The following is an 18182-nucleotide window of genomic DNA, read 5'->3' as shown; positions in this document are numbered from 1 at the left end:
GTGGTAAATCAGCTTGCGATGCGCTGATCGAATGCGTAGACGCCAAGTCTTTCGCTTGCCTCGCGCACCGTTCGGCGGACGATGTCCTTCGCCGACGGCAGATCGTTGATGAGGCCCACCGCCTCACCGACAGTCACGTTGGCCGTGTCATAGTCGCCAGAGGCCCATGCCGCCTCGACCTTCGTCAATTCTTCGGAATGCAGCGTACGCAGCTCGTCTTCGCGGCCGTGCCACTTGTCGATGAAGCCGTTTTTGAGCAGCCGGCCGGTATAGCCAGCGGGCCAGGCCTTCTGACGGACGATATCGTATACGGAAGTCCGGATCGTCTCGTCGCCAGAGGCAGCGACAACCTTGTCCTTGGCTGCCTGATGGATGAGCGACTCGCGCGTAGCCCAGAACCTGGTTCCCATCAGGACCCCGTCCGCTCCGAGCATCAGCGAAGCGGCCAAGCCCCTGCCGTCGGCAATGCCGCCAGCGGCCACGACAATGACGGACGGCGAAATCTTTGCCACCAGATCGACGACAGCGGGGACGAAGGGCATGGTCGAGCGCGCGACCAGGCCATGGCCACCGGCCTCGGTCCCCTGAACGATAAGCACGTCGGCGCCAACGTCGATTGCACGCCGGGCATGTTCGAGCGTGTGGATCATGCAAATCAGCGGGACACCCGCCTGCTTGACCCGTGCCGCGAGCTTGGCCGGATCTGAAAAGGACAGCATCATCGCCGACGGACGCTCTGCGAGCGCACGATCAAACAGATCAAGGTCGGGCTCAACCGCCCAGGTGATGAACCCGCAGCCAACGCGTTCATTGGTGATCAGCGATGACTCCGCCTCGTACCACGGGCGATCAGCATATCCGCCACCCAAAAGACCCAAACCGCCGGCATCGGCGACGGCCGACGCAAGCGCGCCCCCCGCTGCTGGGGTCATCGGTGCCAGGATGATCGGGTGCTCAATATTAAAAAACTCTGTCAGACGCGTTCGTATCGTCATCGTACTTCTCCCAGTTAGCGGAATGTCCCGTTATTTTTCTTTGACGCTATTGTGACGCTTGACGAATGACAAACGATTAGATCAGATGTTTTCCATCAGAAAAGGAGATGGCTGATGAACAGCGTCGATCTCAAGTTTTTCCAGGCGGTGGTGAGAGCAAACAGCATTGGAGGGGCGGCCGGTGTGCTGCACACCGTCCAATCCAACGTCACCGCACGAATAAAATCGCTTGAAGAAGAAATCGGCGCGCCGCTTTTCCATCGCTCCAGGCGAGGTGTTACACTGACAGCCACCGGCATTCAGCTCGTTCCTTATGCCGAGCGCGTCGGAGAGCTTCTAGACGAAGCCAAGCGTGTCGTCACGGACCACGGTACGCCGAGCGGTCTACTCAGGATCGGCTCGATGGAGACCACTGCAGCGCTTCGCCTTCCGCCAATCCTGATCCGCTATGCTGAAGAATATCCAGAGGTCGACGTCCTGGTGGAGGCTTCACCGACGGAACAGCTGGTCAGCGAGGTCGTCGCTCGCAAACTGGACGGCGCGTTCGTCTCCGGCCCCATCGCTCATCCCGAACTGCAGAGCCTTTCGATTATCGAAGAGGAGCTCGTTGTCATCTCTTCGCCGCGGGTTCACGAGCTTACGGATCTGAAGGCATTGGCCGCATCGCCGGCCCTAAAGGTCCTCGCCTTTCGATCGGGCTGTTCCTATCGCCGCCGCATGGACACGTTCCTGGCGGCGTGTGGGGTAACAAATGTCCGCTGGATGGAACTTGGAACAATGGACGGGATCATCGGCTGCGTCGCCGCCGGGGTAGGGGTGGCCATGTTACCTCGGGGGGTTGTTCAGGCCGCGGCAGCCGACGGACGGGTCATCACACACCAGCTTCCCGACAATCTGCGGTCGGCGCCGACTGTTTTCGTGACGCGGAGCGACGAGTATCTTTCTGCGGCACTTCAGACTTTCATGGCGGTGGCCTCTGAGGTGCATTCACGGCCTCAGCCGACAAGGCCCGAGCCAGTAAGACAACTGCAGCAGGCCTAAGAACAGCGTCGCAAAACGGGCAGGCGCGATCATCCGGGGAGCCTGACCGTAGATCTGGCGGCTTTGTTGCAAGCATGATCAATCGAGGGATGAGGCGGAAGTTCATAGCGGCTACATTTCCTTCGAATGGCTACTCGCAAACACGCCTTTCAAGGAAGCTGACTTTTACATCTGCGGTCCTCGTCCATTCATGCGCTTCTTTGTTTCGGGGTTGGCGCAAGCGGGCGTTCCCACTGATCGCATCCATTATGAAGTTTTTGGTCCAACAGACGAAGTGTTGGCGGCTTGAGGAGAAGACGGTGTCGGACAAGCTAGGAATCACGGTCCCGATCATTCAGGCCCCAATGGCGGGTGTTTCGACTCCCGCCTTGGCGGCGGAGGTTTCGAACGCTGGAGGGCTCGGCTCGATCGGCGTTGGAGCAACCGATGCGGCAGGCGCAAGAGCGATGATCGAGGAATTGCGCTCGCGGACCGATCGGCCCTTCAATGTCAATTTATTCGTGCATGGCACGCCGACCACCGATCCGGTGCGCGAGGCGGCGTGGCTCGAGTGGCTGGGACCGCTGTTCGCAGAGTTCGGCGCAGAGCCTCCGAAGGCTCTGCGCACGATCTACAAGAGCTTCGCCGACGATGCCGAGATGCTGTCGATGTTGCTTGAAACGAGGCCGCCCGTCATCAGCTTCCATTTCGGACTGCCACCGGATGAGGCTATTCGGGCCTTTAAAGCGAACGGCACGACACTGCTTGCGACCGCCACCAGTCCCGAAGAGGCACGAATGGTCGAACAGGCCGGTATTGATGCGATAGTTGCGCAAGGCATTGAGGCCGGCGGTCATCGCGGCGTTTTCGATCCGTCGTTGCCCGATGACGGCTTGGGCACTTTCGCACTTGTGAGGCTCCTGGTTCGGGAAGGCACGCTCCCCGTGATCGCCGCCGGCGGCATCATGGACGGAGCAGGAATTGCGGCGGCGCTCGGGCTTGGTGCAATCGCAGCCCAGCTCGGTACGGCGTTTGTCGCGTGTCCCGAGTCGAGTGCTGACGAGGCATATCGAAAGGCGCTGACCGGGCCGGGCGCCTATCACACACGACTGACGCGGCTGATCTCCGGAAGGCCGGCACGCGCACTCGCAAACCGCTTCACGGCGCTGCAGGAAACGTTTGACCTGCTACCGCCTGATTATTCGATCGCCTACGATGCTGGAAAGGCGCTGCACGCCGCTGCAAAAGCAAGGAACGAGCACGGATTTGGAGCACAATGGGCGGGCCAGGGTGCTCCGCTTGCGCGCGCCATGCCCGCGGCCAAACTCATTTCGACATTGGTTAAGGAGCTTGAGATCAGCACTGCTGCTCTTAAGATCGAGGTTCAATAATCAATTCGAGATCAGTAAGTGTGACTGTCGTCGACGGTGACCCGCGGCAGCCGAGTGCCCCATCTATGGAATGCCTGCGTTTTTGGGAGAACTTGGACGGTCACACGATCTTCGCATGATCGCTGAGGGTACACCCGCCGCGGGTCAATAGCCTATCAGTCGATCGTGGAAGTTTAGGGCACCCGGGGGCTGGCGCGGAGCTGTTCACAGTCCGCTGAACCAGTTGTAGCCCTGGTCTTCCCAGTAGCCGCCCGGATAGTCATTGGCGACGAACACCTCCAGGATATGCTTGGGGTTCTTGAAGCCGAGCTTGGTCGGCACCCTGAGCTTCATGGGCGAGCCATATTTCAGCGGCAAGGGATCCTTCCCGAAATCGAGCGCCAGGATGGTTTGCGGATGCAGTGCTGTCGGCATATCGATGCTGGAATAGTAGCGATCCGCGCATTTGAAGCCGACATATTTGGCTGTCATGTCCGCGCCAACATGCTGGAGGAAGACGCTCAGGGGAACGCCCCTCCACTCACCGATCGCGCTCCAGCCCTCGATACAGATATGCTGCGTGATCTGGGAGACCTGCGGCATGCGGCGCAGATCATCAAGGCTCCAGGATGCCTTGTTGTCGACGAGGCCGGAGACTTGCAGCCTGTAATCCAGGAGGTCAACTTCTGGCGCGCTGTCTTCGGGATAGAAGGCATTGAATGGAAACGGGTCCGTGATGTCTTCTGGCCGGTAGGTTGGCGCGAGCCGATTGCCGTCGAACAGGAGCGCCTGCACCCGGTCGTTCCAACGGGACATCACCCAAAGCACCTTGTCGATAGCTGTGTCGTCCTGGAGATTGCAACCTGACAGCATGGTCACTGCACCCAAAGATAGGCCCTGGCGAAAGAACAGGCGTCGGCTGATATTCTCCAGTTGAGGACGATGGTCACCGAGCGCAACTCCGCTCTTTTGTCGTTTGCTCCCCAACAGAGTGGCGGGTGGCACTCTTTCCAGCTCAGGCTGCTCCGCCATCACTCTTTTCCTTCCTTCTCTTCAAATGTCCCGCTCCAAAACCCATGGACAGCAGTGTTCTCGGAACAAGGGCAACCATGACGATGTGGACGACGAAAAAGCCCAACAGAGCCGCCATACCTGCAAAATGCACGATACGGGCGAAGTCGAATCCGCCGAAAAGCGCCGTCAACAAGCCAAACTGGATGGGCTTCCAGAGGACCATGCCAGACACAACCATCAACACGCCGAGAAGAAGCACCCCAAGGTACATGGCCTTCTGGATAGCGTTGTAGCTGTAGGCTTCATGCCGGAGCCTGAAGGCCAGTGCCAGTCGAAGATCGCGTAGGAGATCGCCCAGACGTAATGTCAGCATGCGTTTACGCAAATAATTGCTTGCCGTGCCGAAGGCGAGATAGACAAGGCCGTTGCCGACAAAGAGCCACATCACTGCGAAATGCCAGACGGTGGATCCGCCAAGCCAGCCGCCAAGCGTCATTTCCTCCGGGAAGCGGAAGGGCAGGATGGGATGGGCATTGTAAATGCCCATTCCGCTCATCACCATACACACCATCGCAAAGACGTTGATCCAGTGCGTGAGGCGAACCACAATTGGATGGCCTGCCGACCGCAATTCCTTCCGTTCTTGTCGCATCCTGCGCCTCACATCGGTGGCGCTATGCCGCTAGCGCCGACGCTGATGGACATCGCCGTCAGCGAGCCGTCCTCGGCCTTCGTGGCGAGCAGAACAAGCTTCGCGCCGGTTGCCAAGAGCGAACGGTCGCCCGGCTCGAGGCTGACGATCGGAACATCGGCAGGCACGAAGACCTTCTTCTCGCCGTTCTTATACTTGACCGTCAGCGTGCGGCCGTCCGTGCCGAGAATGCTGCCGACCGCGCCATTGGTCATGGAACTGTCCTTGGCGCCGTCCCATGGCCTGGAGCCCTCGCCGACGCCACGCATGGAGGCGGGAAAGATGTGCACCTCGAGAGCCTTCAGCGTTCCATCCGGCTGAGGGGCGGCAGCCGTGCCGATGTAGCTGTCAGGCTTGATCGCGCTCAGATCGGTGAGGGCGACCGATATGACCATGGTTCCGCCCGAAAGCTTTACGGCAATGTCCTTGCCGTCTCGCGCCTTGATGTGGATCGCATCCTCGGTCACTTCGGTGATGGCGCCGCGAACGCGTACCGGATCGGCCGCACTGGCAGCGCCGGCCAGGAAGGTGAGCAGTGTAAGTGCCTGCGCTGCCGAGCGGAACGTCGATTTCATGGATTGGTGCATTGTTTTAAAGCCTCACTAAAAGGTGAAAGAGATGAGGTAAAACTAGACTGGCGGCCCGCTCTCTGCGGTGACGCCAGAATGACAATTTCGTCATTCATCATTCACTGAATTGCCCCGGGTGAATTGCTAGAACACAATGACTTGAGACAGACGGGGCATGGGGCGGGAAAAACATGGCAATCCTGATCATCGAGGATGATCCCAAAACCGGTGACTATCTCCGCAAGGGGCTGAGGGAGAGCGGCTATGCCGTGGATCTGGCGCGTACCGGCACCGACGGCGTGCATCTGGCGATGCAGCAGACCTATGACTTGATCATTCTCGACGTCATGCTTCCGGCCATCGACGGCTGGGAGATCATCCGCCGCATTCGCGAACAGCACGATCTGCCCGTCATCTTCCTGTCTGCGCGTGACGATGTGAACGATCGCATTCGTGGCTTACGGCTCGGAGCCGATGATTATCTGGTGAAGCCCTTCTCCTTCGTCGAACTGGAACTGCGCGTCCGTACGATCCTGCGTCGGGGCCTCACGCGCGAAAGCGATGTCTTTGAGATAGCGGACCTGCGGCTGGATGTGCTGCGGCGCAAAGTGACGAGAGACGGGGTCGAGATTGCGCTCACTAACAAGGAATTCATGCTTCTCCATCTGCTGATGAAGCGGCAGGGCGAGGTCTTGTCACGCACGCAGATCGCTTCTGAAGTCTGGGACATGAATTTCGACAGCGATACGAATGTCGTGGACGTCGCAGTCAAGCGGCTAAGAGCCAAGGTTGATGCGCCTTTCGGACGAAAACTGATTTCCACGATCCGAAGTGTCGGATACAGCCTGAGCCTCGACGCATGATCCGCAACAGTCAAAGGTCATCCTCGCTCATCTTGCGGCTTATGGCCTCCCAGGTCCTCGTCCTTTGCGTTCTGACGGGTGCGCTTGGCATCTATTTCTATCACTCGGTGCGCTCCTCACAGGAACAGCGCATCGAGACGATCGTCTCTGGCCGGGCCAGCTATTACGCTCGGCTTGTCAGCGAGATGTATCCTATCGACGAACTGAAGCAGCGGCCGTTGCTTATTGCCAAGATGCTGGGCGCCGAGCGCGACGTCCTTGCATTCCGCCATCCCTCGGGTGAGGTCGTGATCGAGGTCAATCCAGACGGGATCCCTCTTCCCCCGCCGTCCACCGCCGCTGCGTCATCCATTACCAGAACAGTCACCAGCGACGGTATCGAGGTCTACTGGTCCTCAGTCCAGGCCAAGGCAATGGAGACCAACCAGCCGATCGAGGTTCTGGCCGGTCACCCGATGACCGACGAACGGGCCATGCTGGCGACATTTCGCGACCGTTTCCTGATGGCGACCATTGCTGGTGTCATCGTTGCCGCCGCGATCGCCTATGCGCTTTTGCGGCGTGGCTTGCTGCCGGTTCGGGATATGGCCACCAAAGCTGCCGAGGTTCATCCCGGGCAACTGCATGTGCGGCTGGATGTCATCCACGCTCCAACGGAGCTGCGTGCGTTGGCCGGTGCCTTCAACGCGATGCTGGACCGTCTTACCGATGGTTACCAGCGTCTGTCCCAGTTTTCGGCTGATCTCGCGCATGAAATCCGCACGCCTCTTGGTGTTTTGATCGGCCAGACCCAGGTCACGCTTGCCCAGCCAAGGTCTGTAGATGAATATAAATCCGTGCTGGAATCGAACCTCGAGGAGTTTGAGCATCTCAACCGCTTGAGCGAGAATATGCTGTTCCTTGCAAGGGCGGACGAGGGACGACAGGTAGTCGATAAGGACACGGTCGACATGGATCGTGAACTTCACAAGATTGCCGATTATTTCGAAGGTCTGGCACTTGAGCGCGATATGCGTTTCAGTATTGAGGCTGCGGGCGCTGCAAATGTCAGTGCTGACCTTTTTCGTCGGGCCGTGGGCAATCTTGTCGTCAATGCCATTCGTCATGGTCGGGAAGGTACAACGGTCCGGCTGCGGTCGGCCTGTGTTGGTGAAAATGCGATCGTCGAGGTCGAGAACGAGGGAGTGAGCCTTTCGCCGGAACAGTTGGACCGGTTGTTCGACCGCTTTTACCGGGCAGACGCGGCGCGCAGCGGCAGCTCGTCTTCGCACGGACTGGGATTGGCGATCGTCGATGCCATCATGCGACTGCATGCGGGCGCTGCGGATGTCTCATGCCCAGAGGAGGGGATGATCCGCTTTCGCCTCTCATTCCCGATGTAAGTTGCCAATCCCCAACTGGGAAGCCGCCGGAAACAAAGGAAAGCACAGGATGTATTTCGGCGGACAGTATGCCCCCCCGTCTATGGTGCCTTTCACCTTCCGCTTTTGTCGGCGCGTTCGGCTCGAAGACAACGTGTCGGCGTATCGGCACAAGAGGGAGCTGGTTCGTTCGTTGGTCAGGACCCATAGGCATTTCGGCGCCTTGAGCATGATGACGATGGCGAGAGCGCCAAGCATGAAAAGATAGGACAACCGAGATCGGCCATGGTTTCGCGCAGAGGGAAGAAGATGAGCGTACCGATGATGGGACCTTCGATAGTGCCGATGCCGTCGATCCCGGCGATTGTCGTTCCTCGCTCCATAAATATGCTTACGCCTCAGATGGCGATAAATTTAGCCTGTAAAGTGCGAGACTCGGTGCGATCATGCCCTCGCAACCAACACGCATAGGAAACTCGTGTAAGTCGGTTAGCAGCGGCGAAATCAGAACGGAAGACGGAAGACAGCGTCTCGATCGAATCAAAGACTTACAGGCGTCGGTGCAAATCGCAACTGCTTGCCCGGCAACCAGTTGCCTCGCTCTGACCATCAGCAGGCCGTAGCACAGGAGCGGTATGTTGAACGTCCGAAAGGCTGCCGGCGCTTTGACAGTGGAAGGCAGTGATACAGCCCTCAGCCCTCCGCCGTTCCACTCTCAACATAGGTGGCATCTCCGACCTGAACACGCCGAAGGACCTGACGGAAACGGCCGAGCTTGGCCTCGAAGCTTTCATGCCGGATCGCCGCGTTCGCTCTGTCCGGATCCCAAAGCAACTCATGGAGAACGCGGCCGTTCATCGTGTTCGGTCTGCCGATCTCAAGAAGGTGCAAAATGGTGGGCGCGAAATCGCAAATGCCTGAGGGGGCCGTCGAGACCGAACCCGCCGCCGGAAAAGCCGAGCCTGCGACAATGCCGAGGGCCGCGAGTTCCTTCGGATGCAGGCCACCATGGACCCCAAGGCCCGTGCGGCGGTCATTGTCATAGAATGTGCCCCCGATGAGGCCGAAGGGGTCGACCCCATCGTCTGCCCGGAAGGAAAACGAGACATCCGGCGCACGCGCGTGATCGGCGAAGACCAGATGATTGCCGAGACTGCCGGGCGCCATCCCGTCGATCTCGTTTCCGGCTCGTGTGAAGACCGGTCCACACCAGGGATGCTCGCTGATCGTCGCCACCAGCCGTGCGATCTGCTCGTCGGTTGGTTCGGCGAGATAGAGCGCCCCCACCTGTCCGGGCACCACCACGACATCGACCTCCGCGGCAGTCCTCGCGCGTCTGGCGCTGGTCCTCCTGCCCTGCAAGGAGGGCTCTTGAACTTCGCTACAGCGACGAGATCGCTGCCAGCCGCAGGCATTGAAAGGCCAGACCTCCATGGAAGTCCGCGTCCAGAACATACGCAAGGAATTCGGCCGCTTCCCGGCGCTCGAAGACGTTTCGCTCGACATCCGGTCCGGTGAACTGATCGCCCTTCTAGGCCCCTCCGGCTCGGGAAAGACGACCTTGCTTCGGCTCATTGCCGGGCTTGAGAGCCCGACCGAGGGCATGATGTTCTTCGGCGATCAGGATACATCGAAAAAGAGCGTACAGGAACGAAACATCGGTTTCGTGTTCCAGCACTACGCCCTATTCCGTCACATGACGGTGCTCGACAATGTCTCCTTCGGGCTTAAGGTACGACCCGCCAACCGTCGGCCGCCCGCCGCAGAGATCCGCCGTCGCGCGCTCGACCTCATCGACCTCGTGCAGCTCTCCGGCCTCGAAAAACGCTACCCGCCCGAAGGAGATCGCGCATGAAATCGTTGGTTCGGGACACCGAGACCCTCATTCTTCCGGGGCTTAATGGATCGCCCGAAGGACATTGGCAGCGTCATTGGGCGCGCGACCGGTCGGACAGCCGAGTCGTCGAGCAGGACAACTGGCCATGTCCCGACCTTCATAGCTGGCTGGAGCGCCTCGTAAGCGCGATCGAAGCCTCCCCAGGCGATGTCAAGCTGGTCGCTCACAGTCTCGGCTGCGGCTCGCAGCAAACCTTGCGAACCACCGCCTCGCATCCCGTGTTCGCCGGGCGCTTCTGGTCGCGCCATGTGACCTCGCCACGGCCGAGAAGCTGCATCCAGGCGTAATTAACTTCGGTCGCATGCCGCGGTCACGGCTACCGGTTCCGAGCCGCGTCGTCGGAAGTCTCAACGATCCATATATGTCGGTGGAAAGATTGCGTCTTACGGCCCGCTGCTGGGGCAGTGAGCTGATGCACCTCGGCGCGGCCGGGCACATCAACATCGCTAGTGGCTTCGGGCGCTGGAAAGTCGGATACGCGTTGCTGGAACGCCTCGAGTCGCCTCGCGAGCGGTCGCCCTTCGGCCGGTCGCCAGACGCCAGGCGCTGCTCGACGCCGGTCGCCAGCACCCGCCTGGCGCGGCCCGGACTTTAGCATGCTGGCGTGCTAGGTCTGTAATGCGGTCAGCACCAGAAATTCCGGGTGCTCTCCGAGAAGGACTGCTCTGGGCAGATCTTGCCGTTCCCCGTCGCAGTAGGGTGGAAAAGTTCACGTTGCTGCCGTCGATCTGAACCAGCGGGAAGCGCCACCTGCCGACGCTCAGCGCCAGACAATGATTGTCCTGTCTGGGGCCGTTTCCGGACTGACTGTTTTTTGCCAAATGATCAAAGAATCGGACCTCGTGCCATCAACGAGGACGGGGAAAACGGCGCCAACCTGTGGGACGGCTCAATGATCTTCGGAACAACACTTCCAAAAGGCCTTGTTTCGTAGCATGCAGGGACGTTAGAAACTTCCACCCTAAACATACCCCAGATTGCAGGCCGCATTGATTGCGATATAGTCAGCCCCGGAGGGGCCATGCGCATAGAGTTTGTTGAAATTGCGAATTTTAGAAAGCTGATCTCGACCAGAATTGGCCTATCTGCTGACAAGACCGTTTTCGTTGGCGCAAATAACAGCGGAAAGACCTCGGCGATTACCGCCTTGAGGTATTTCCTCGTCGATCGGGAACGCACTAGCTTTTGCTTCAACGATTTTACGCTGTCCCATTGGCCCGGCATCGACACGATGGGTGCCGCCTGGGAGGCAGCACACGTCGCCCAGCAGCCGTTGCCAGAACCGGAATGGGATGCGTTTCTTCCGTTCTTGGACGTTTGGATGCACGTCGAAGAGAACGAGGTGCATTACGTGCAGGAAATCTTGCCAACGCTGGATTGGGCGGGAGGTCGCCTCGGGGTTCGCGTCAGGTACGAACCAAAGGATCGAGAACAACTCCAGAAGGACTATCTGACCGCTCGCGCCGACGCGCGCGATTTGCAAGCCGCGGGCGCCGCGCTCGCCGGAGCAAGGGGTCAGGATCCGGCACTATTTCAAGTCGCAATCTGGCCGCAGACGCTGGTCGAGTTTCTGCAACGCCGCGTCACGCGCTACTTTACGCTCCAGACTTACGTGTTGGACCCAACCGCATGCGTCGATCCGGAGCACGGACGGGCTCAACCTCAGGCGTTGAATGGAAGTGATCCTATCGAGGGCGATCCATTCAAGGGTTTGATCCGAATTGACGAAATCAGCGCGCAGCGTGGGTTTGGCCATGCCGGCGAAAGTAAGCTGGAAGAAGGGGAAGCGCTCGGATCGGCATCGACATCCCGCAAACTCTCGGCCCAACTTCGGCAATATTACAAAAGCCATCTCGATCCATATGAGAGCCCGGATGCGAAAGACCTGCTTGCACTCAAGGCGATCGAGGAAGCCCAGGAAGCATTCAATCTTCGCCTCAGCGACGGCTTTGAAAGCCCACTCAAGGAAATGCACACCCTTGGCTATCCTGGCGTCACAGATCCCAAACTCCACATCTCAACGCGCCTGCGGCCGGTCGAAGGCCTCAACCACGACGCCGCGGTGCGGTTTATCGTACCGATGCAGGCGGGTGGGACTGCCATAAAACTGTATCTGCCGGAAGATTCCAACGGGCTTGGATACCAAAACCTCATATCTATGGTGTTCCGTCTGATGGCGTTTCGTGACAGTTGGATGAGGGTTGGAAAGGCGCAAAGTAAAGTTTCTGATGAGCAGATAATCCCGCCGCTACATCTCGTTCTGATTGAAGAGCCGGAAGTACATCTGCACACGCAAGTGCAGCAGGTCTTTATTCGGCAGGCCTACAAAATCTTACGCAATCACGATCAATTAGGGGCCGGCTCCAACTTCGTTACGCAGATGGTCGTGAGCACCCATTCTAGTCACATCGCTCACGAGTGTCACTTTGACTCCCTTCGCTACTTCCGACGCCTGCCTGCCATTGAGAATGCTATTCCCACATCGTGCGTTGTGAATGTTGGTGAAGCCTTTGGAGGTGAGCAGGAAACCAAACGCTTCGTTACCCGCTATCTGAAGGTGACACACTGCGATCTGTTTTTCGCCGACGCCGCCGTACTAATCGAAGGACCGGCTGAGCGCATACTCGTCCCGCACTTTGTGAACTCCCATGCTGAGTTTGATAAGCTCGCTGAAAGCTACATCACCTGGCTCGAAATCGGAGGAAGCCATGCCCACAAGCTGCGTAGTTTAATTGAAAAGATCGGACTGACAACGTTGGTCATCACCGACATCGACTCTCAGGACGCGTCTGGCTCCAGTGCGGTGCCAATACGTGGGGCAAACTACACGACGCGTAACCACACGCTCAAGACCTGGTGGCCCGAAGTCGAGGAATTGGACACGCTGCTGGACAAGCCTGAGGCTGAAAAGGCCAAGGACTATGACGCAGAGAAATTCACGCTTCGCGTGGCCTATCAATGTCCGATCGAGATCGAATTTAAGGGCACTACAACCGAGGCCTTAGCATACACACTGGAAGACGCCATTGTCTTTGCCAACATAGAGCTGTTCGCTGCGCTTCCCGGCACCGGCCTAATCGCGAAATTCCGATCCGCTATCGCCGAGAGCGCAAATTTCGCGGAGCTGAGCGTGGCAATGAAAGATGCATTGAAGGGCGGTAGCAAAGCCGAGTTTGCCCTCGACCTTCTCGAGATCGACAATCCCGCCGATTTGAAACCGCCCAAATATATTCGTGAGGGCTTGCTATGGCTGGCAGAGCAACTCGACCACAAACAGACAGAGCTAGGGCTGGTCACGCTCGGTCCAGTAGAGGTTGATGACGACGCTCCCGTTGAGGTTGCAGCGTGAACGTCGAGACAGATCCAATAGTATCAAATGTAACGCTCGACGATGGCGTCGAGGCCGAGATCGCTTCGTACCTCGACTTGGAAAAGCCTACGAGCTTTTTCCTGTTCGCCGGGGCTGGCTCCGGTAAAACCCGGTCGCTCGTCAATGCACTCAAACACATTGCCGCAAAATACCGGGACACGCTTCGCCTTCGGGCAAGGCATGTCGCGGTCATCACCTATACTAACGCGGCCTGCGACGAAATCACACGTCGCCTAGAATACGATCCGCTGTTCGTCGTCAAAACCATCCATAGTTTTGCATGGTCACAAGTTCAAGGGTTCAACGCCGACATAAGGGAATGGCTGCGCGCTAACCTGAAAGCAGAAATCGCAAATTTGACGGCAGAGGAGGCCAAAGGCCGCGCCGGCACGAAAGCGTCCGCAGCGCGGCTGGCGTCGATTGAATCAAAGCAGCGCCGCCTTGGGCGTCTCGATGAAATCAAGACTTTCACGTACAATCCCAACAGCGATAACCGCGAGCGCAACGCTCTCAATCACAGTGAAGTCATCAAAATATTTTCGACCTTCCTGCTTGAGAAGTCGCTGATGCAGCGAATGTTCGTCGAAAAATATCCTTTCCTTCTGATCGACGAAAGTCAGGACACGAACAAGGTTCTGATCGACGCCCTTCTTGCAGTTCAACAGGCGCACGCCAATCGCTTCGCTTTGGGACTCATCGGTGACACGATGCAGCGCATCTACCTCGACGGCAAAGAGCACATCGAAGATGCTTTGCCGCCGGGTTGGAAAACGCCTCAAAAAGCACTGAACCACCGGAGCCCAGGGCGTATCGTACGTCTCATCAATAAGATTCGCTCAGGTGCAGACGAGCAAATTCAGGTGCCTCGCGACGATGCGAGTGAAGGATGGGCGCGGCTTTTCTTATTCCCCATCGACACGCCCGATAAGCCCACGATAGAGGACCGTGTTCGAGCATATATGGCTGAGCTCACCGGCGACACCGGCTGGAGTGATCGAGACCAATGTAAGATTCTCACGCTTGAGCACCACATGGCTGCGAAGCGGATGGGGTTTGAGCAGCTATTCGAGGCGATTGCGCCTATCGAGACATTCCGGACGGCGTTTCTCGACGGCAGTTTCGCGCCTACTCGGTTTTTTACTCACAGCGTTCTTCCGCTGGTCACCGCCACCCAGCGGGGCGACAAGTTTTTAGCGACCAAGCTTATACGCGAAGCGTCGCCTCTGTTGAGCAAGGACATACTGAGAGGCTCCGAAAAGCCGCTGGATCAACTGCGCACAGCGCAAACGGCAATCGATAGTCTGATGTCGCTCTGGGCGAATGGTGAACCGACCTGTGGCGCCGTTCTGGCAAATGTCATGAGCACCAATCTCTTCATAGTGCCCGACGGCCTCAAAGCCGCCCTGGCAGCGGTAAGCGCCGAACCAACAGTTTCCACAGACGAAGAGGCTGATCCGGTTGGTGAGAATGTCGCCGCACTAGTAGCTCTTCTGGATTGCCCGTTCACGATGATTGCGCCGTACGCATCGTACGTCGCGCACGAGGCCTCCTTCGATACACATCAAGGGGTCAAGGGCCTCGAATTCGATCGTGTTATGGTTCTCATGGACGATGGCGACGCCCGCGGTTTCCTTTTTGGTTACGACAAACTGCTGGGAGCCAAGGAACTGAGCGCCAGCGATTTGAAGAGCGCGCAAGAGGGCAAGGATTCCTCAGTAGATCGCACCCGACGATTGTTTTACGTCACCTGCAGCCGTGCGAAATCTAGCCTAGCTCTCGTGGCATATTCGACCGATCCGGGAGCGATAAAGGCCCATGTAATCCAGTCAGGTCTTTTTGATGAGGATGAAGTGTTACTTGGCCTGCCGACATAGGGCGGCAGCGGTTCGCGCGCAGGCGCTCGCGCATTCGCTAAAGCATGCGCCACTGTAAATGGTTTTTTGTCGTACCGTACGCCAACGTCGAAAACAAACGCCGTGAAGGCATTCCTGGCGCCTCAGGTGTTTGCGTAACTTGCGGTTCAGTAATGGTAGCCAAATGCGGGCCGCGCTTGATCCGTCGTGGGCGCATGCTGCGCGGCGCGATTGGAAAAAACGTTAGACGGCATGCCCTATGGCTGGTCAAACGAAAGGCCGCTTTTGAAACCTCAATGGGGCGATTGAACGACCGAAAGGAGGGCGCAGAGCGGCCGCCATGACTCTGCCTTGAGACTCTGCATTGGGTCGAAGAGAGCCGTTCTTCACGAGCCCTTCCATAGCTTGTTACGAGGATGTTCACGTTCTGGGCCAAGAAGATGGTGTAACGGGCGGAACCCGGCCCGGCAGGTTTGAAGGGCCGGTGGTCGTCCCTCACAATGATGGTGTCGCGGAGTCAGGAGTGGCCTGCTCCATAGCAGCACGGAGAGACGACCATGAAAGAGTATGCCGGCATCGACGTATCACTGGAATACGCAAGTGTGTGCGTGGTGGATGCGGAGATGAGCCTCCGGGGCATCCTGCGCGGCTTCGGCCTCAAGGTAGGGGCGACGACGCGGCGCACTTACGTGGGGCGCGCATCCGCGCGCTGATTGCAGGCCATTCGACCCTGGAAGCGATCGCGACGGCACTGCTGAAGGTGCGCGACGCGCTTGTGCATGAATTTGCAGGTTTTGAGCGCAAGCTGCGTGCCATCGCCCGCCAGGATGATAACGCACAGCGGCTGATGACGACGCCAGGCGTTGGCGTCCTGGTGGCGCTGACGTTTGTGGCGGCCGTCGACGCGCCGGAGCGATTTCGCTCCTCACGCGCGGTGGGGCCGCACTTCGGATTGACGCCGAAGAAATATCAATCGGGCGAGACCGATCAGAGCGGTCGCATCTCGAAGATCGGCGACGGCAGCGTGCGCACCGCGCTCTACGAGGCGGCCAACGTCATCCTGACGCGACCGGTCAAAGGTTCCGATCTGAAGGGCTGGGCGTTGGCGGTCGCAAGACGTGCCGGTCCCAGAAAGGCGCGCGTGGCGCTGGCCCGTAAGCTGGCGGTGGTGTTGCATTGCCTGCTCAGGGACAGAACATGGGGTAATCGCGGCGCGACCGCCCCAAGCAGATGCTACCGGGGGTGGTTGCTCCCGATAAGATGGTGAAACGGGCTCACGATGGGAAACCGGGCCCAACATCAGATGGAGAGCAACCATGGACCAGTATATTGGGCTTGATGTTTCATTGAAAGACACAGCAATCTCGGTTCGGGAGGACGGCAAGCGGATCTGGCGGGGAAAGTGCCCTTCGGACCCAACGCTTCTGGCCGAGCTTATCCGCAAGCACGCGCCGCACGCCAGGCGCGTCGTCTTCGAAACGGGGCCGCTGTCGACGTGGTTCTATCATGCCCTGACGGCCGAAGGGGCTCCGGCGATCTGCATTGAAGCGCGGCACGCGCAAAAGGTATTGAACGAGACACTCAACAAGACCGATGCCAATGATGCCGATGGTCTGGCGCAGCTCGCAGAAGCCGGCTTCTACAAAGCGGTTCGGGTCAAGTCGTTTGACGCTATGCTGACCCGCGCGTTGGTGGCGGCCCGCAATCAGCTCCTGAATCTCTCAACCCAACTCGGCAATCAGATCCGCGGTGTCATGAAGACCTTCGGCCTTATCGTACCCAAAGGCACAGGTCGGGTTTTTGATACCCATGTTCGAGAGCTCCTGGAGAGGCAAACTTCTCTGGCACAGATCATTTTGCCCTTGCTTGATGCGTGGCACAATATTCGCAAGCGTGCGGCCATTCTTGACCGTCAGCTCATTGCAGCGGCGCGGCAGAGCCCGGCTACGAAGTTGTTGATGACAGTTCCAGGTATCGGCGCCATTACGGCGGTCTCTTACGTCGCCGCCATCGAGGATCCGGAAAACTTCCGAACTTCGCGCTCGGTTGGCGCCTGGCTCGGGCTGACCACCCGCCGCTATCAGTCGGGCGAAGTCGATTATGACGGCCATATCTCACGCAGAGGCGACAACCGGCTGCGCGGGCTGCTTTACGAAGCGGCGACAGCGCTGCTGACGAGAACCAGTGCCAGAACTGAGAGCAGTCTCAAGAATTGGGGACTTAAGCTGCGCGAGCGGCTTGGCTTTAAGCGGGCGGCTGTGGCCGTCGCCCGCAAACTCGCGGTTATCATGCATACCATGCTCAAGACGGGAGAAACCTTCAATCCTTCAGCCGGCACCAACGCATTAATGAAGGTCTGACAGCCGATTACTCTCCGCGCATCACCTTTCTGGCGCGACAAGGCGTCCCTGTCGTGGACGTAGGTCTGGCCATTCCGTGAAGTTGGCGGCAGCTCCCAGAGACTGCGCGCAGAACATAGGAAGACCTTGCCTGCGAAGACCATCATGCGGCGGGCTTGTACCGACCGCGAAGACAACCCTGTTCCCGACATACGATTGCTCTCACGTCAAAATGGAGCGCTGGGCGACGACTAAGAACATGAATGCGCCATATGACGTTGCCGAATCCGTGCCGCGCTGGCATTCGGAGCTCATCGCGCATACTCAAACGCGATTGACTCGTGAGCCGCGATCAGACAACCAACTTCATTGCGCATAAGGGAGCGCCAGCCCTGGCGGCTTGATCGGAGGAGACGACAAGACAGGCTTTCGGACGGGCACCGCCATCCGCCCTCCGCAGCAAGGTCCCTTCGCCGGGACGATGGATGGGTTAGGCCGCTATGCGATCAGCAGCCCGCGGTGACTGCGCCTCTAAAGCTTGGCCAACCGGTCCTCAGCAGACCCCATAGAGCAGCGGCAAAGCGCCGACTGCGGACAGAAGCAAGCCCTCGGCGAGGGATTAAGCGCACAAGGGATTGACGCAAAGCCCGTTACAGAAGATCGCATAATGTATCGAAGGGAACTGGAGAACCGAGTACGGTGCTCAAAAGTCGCACAAGGGACCCCGGTCATAGAAACTTCGTTTGCCCCCATCGACAGAGCCGCCGTGTAACTATTCCAATCGCTTCATCCGATTGTTCGGGCCAGTCGGTCGCCGATCTGACTTGTCATCTGGAAGAT

12 protein-coding genes and 4 pseudogenes are annotated in these 18182 nt (G+C 58.6%); 11 read left to right on the top strand and 5 right to left on the bottom strand.

Annotated elements, in window-relative coordinates; all coding sequences use genetic code 11:
* Positions 1 to 8: 8 nt before the first annotated feature.
* Positions 9 to 995, bottom strand: a complete 987-nt coding sequence (locus PYH37_RS31560; protein WP_280736558.1) for an NAD(P)H-dependent flavin oxidoreductase — start codon at positions 993 to 995, stop codon at positions 9 to 11.
* A 114-nt stretch (positions 996 to 1109) separates the two neighbouring features.
* Here PYH37_RS31560 and PYH37_RS31555 point away from each other — a divergent pair, with 114 nt between their 5' ends.
* From PYH37_RS31555 to PYH37_RS31545, 3 genes and pseudogenes are all read left to right on the top strand, one after another.
* A complete protein-coding gene (locus tag PYH37_RS31555) occupies positions 1110 to 2036 on the top strand; it encodes a LysR family transcriptional regulator (RefSeq protein ID WP_280736559.1) in 927 nt (308 codons plus the stop codon).
* Between the two features lie 103 nt (positions 2037 to 2139).
* A pseudogene (locus tag PYH37_RS31550) lies at positions 2140 to 2325 on the top strand (nitric oxide dioxygenase); the annotation flags it as partial.
* A 55-nt stretch (positions 2326 to 2380) separates the two neighbouring features.
* Positions 2381 to 3406, top strand: a complete 1026-nt coding sequence (locus tag PYH37_RS31545) for an NAD(P)H-dependent flavin oxidoreductase (protein WP_280736619.1) — start codon at positions 2381 to 2383, stop codon at positions 3404 to 3406.
* Positions 3407 to 3610: 204 nt separating this feature from the next.
* Here PYH37_RS31545 and PYH37_RS31540 read toward each other — a convergent pair whose 3' ends face one another.
* The 3 genes from PYH37_RS31540 to PYH37_RS31530 are packed head-to-tail and all read right to left on the bottom strand — an operon-like array spanning position 3611 to position 5665.
* On the bottom strand, positions 3611 to 4417 hold the full coding sequence (locus PYH37_RS31540) for a molybdopterin-dependent oxidoreductase (RefSeq protein WP_280736620.1): 807 nt from the start codon (positions 4415 to 4417) through the stop codon (positions 3611 to 3613).
* Positions 4401 to 5051, bottom strand: a complete 651-nt coding sequence (locus PYH37_RS31535) for a cytochrome b/b6 domain-containing protein (RefSeq protein WP_425336192.1) — start codon at positions 5049 to 5051, stop codon at positions 4401 to 4403. The genes PYH37_RS31540 and PYH37_RS31535 overlap by 17 nt, the downstream gene beginning before the upstream one ends.
* Positions 5052 to 5059: 8 nt before the next feature.
* Positions 5060 to 5665, bottom strand: coding sequence for a hypothetical protein (locus PYH37_RS31530; protein WP_280736561.1), 606 nt, complete (start codon positions 5663 to 5665; stop codon positions 5060 to 5062).
* Positions 5666 to 5850: 185 nt separating this feature from the next.
* Here PYH37_RS31530 and PYH37_RS31525 point away from each other — a divergent pair, with 185 nt between their 5' ends.
* Both PYH37_RS31525 and PYH37_RS31520 read left to right on the top strand, forming a co-directional pair.
* On the top strand, positions 5851 to 6522 hold the full coding sequence (locus PYH37_RS31525) for a heavy metal response regulator transcription factor (RefSeq protein ID WP_280736562.1): 672 nt from the start codon (positions 5851 to 5853) through the stop codon (positions 6520 to 6522).
* Complete coding sequence (locus PYH37_RS31520) at positions 6519 to 7904, top strand: heavy metal sensor histidine kinase (RefSeq protein ID WP_280736563.1); 1386 nt, start codon at positions 6519 to 6521, stop codon at positions 7902 to 7904. Before PYH37_RS31525 ends, PYH37_RS31520 begins: the two co-directional genes overlap by 4 nt.
* A 672-nt stretch (positions 7905 to 8576) precedes the next feature.
* Here the strand turns inward: PYH37_RS31520 and PYH37_RS31515 are convergent.
* The gene (locus PYH37_RS31515) at positions 8577 to 9188 is read right to left on the bottom strand and encodes a hypothetical protein (RefSeq protein WP_280736710.1); all 612 of its coding nucleotides are present in this window, start codon (positions 9186 to 9188) and stop codon (positions 8577 to 8579) included.
* A 127-nt stretch (positions 9189 to 9315) separates the two neighbouring features.
* Between PYH37_RS31515 and PYH37_RS31510 the strand changes: the two are divergent.
* From PYH37_RS31510 to PYH37_RS31480, 6 genes and pseudogenes are all read left to right on the top strand, one after another.
* Positions 9316 to 9723, top strand: a pseudogene (locus PYH37_RS31510) (ATP-binding cassette domain-containing protein); the annotation flags it as partial.
* An 11-nt stretch (positions 9724 to 9734) separates the two neighbouring features.
* A pseudogene (locus PYH37_RS32690) lies at positions 9735 to 10210 on the top strand (RBBP9/YdeN family alpha/beta hydrolase); the annotation flags it as partial.
* A gap of 591 nt (positions 10211 to 10801) precedes the next feature.
* Positions 10802 to 13129 carry an AAA family ATPase gene (locus tag PYH37_RS31500; protein ID WP_280736566.1) on the top strand — a complete coding sequence of 776 codons (2328 nt, stop codon included), beginning with the start codon at positions 10802 to 10804 and terminating at the stop codon, positions 13127 to 13129.
* Complete coding sequence (locus PYH37_RS31495; protein ID WP_280736567.1) at positions 13126 to 15024, top strand: UvrD-helicase domain-containing protein; 1899 nt, start codon at positions 13126 to 13128, stop codon at positions 15022 to 15024. Before PYH37_RS31500 ends, PYH37_RS31495 begins: the two co-directional genes overlap by 4 nt.
* 593 nt (positions 15025 to 15617) lie before the next feature.
* Positions 15618 to 16270 (top strand): annotated as a pseudogene (locus PYH37_RS31485) (transposase); the annotation flags it as partial.
* A 49-nt stretch (positions 16271 to 16319) separates the two neighbouring features.
* Positions 16320 to 17363, top strand: a complete 1044-nt coding sequence (locus PYH37_RS31480) for an IS110 family RNA-guided transposase (protein ID WP_280736569.1) — start codon at positions 16320 to 16322, stop codon at positions 17361 to 17363.
* Positions 17364 to 18182: the final 819 nt, after the last annotated feature.

The sequence above is a fragment of the Sinorhizobium numidicum genome (assembly GCF_029892045.1).
GTDB classification, from domain to species: Bacteria; Pseudomonadota; Alphaproteobacteria; order Rhizobiales; family Rhizobiaceae; genus Sinorhizobium; species Sinorhizobium numidicum.
The sequence above is the reverse complement of the archived record's forward strand: the minus strand, read 5'-3'. Positions and strand labels throughout refer to the sequence as shown.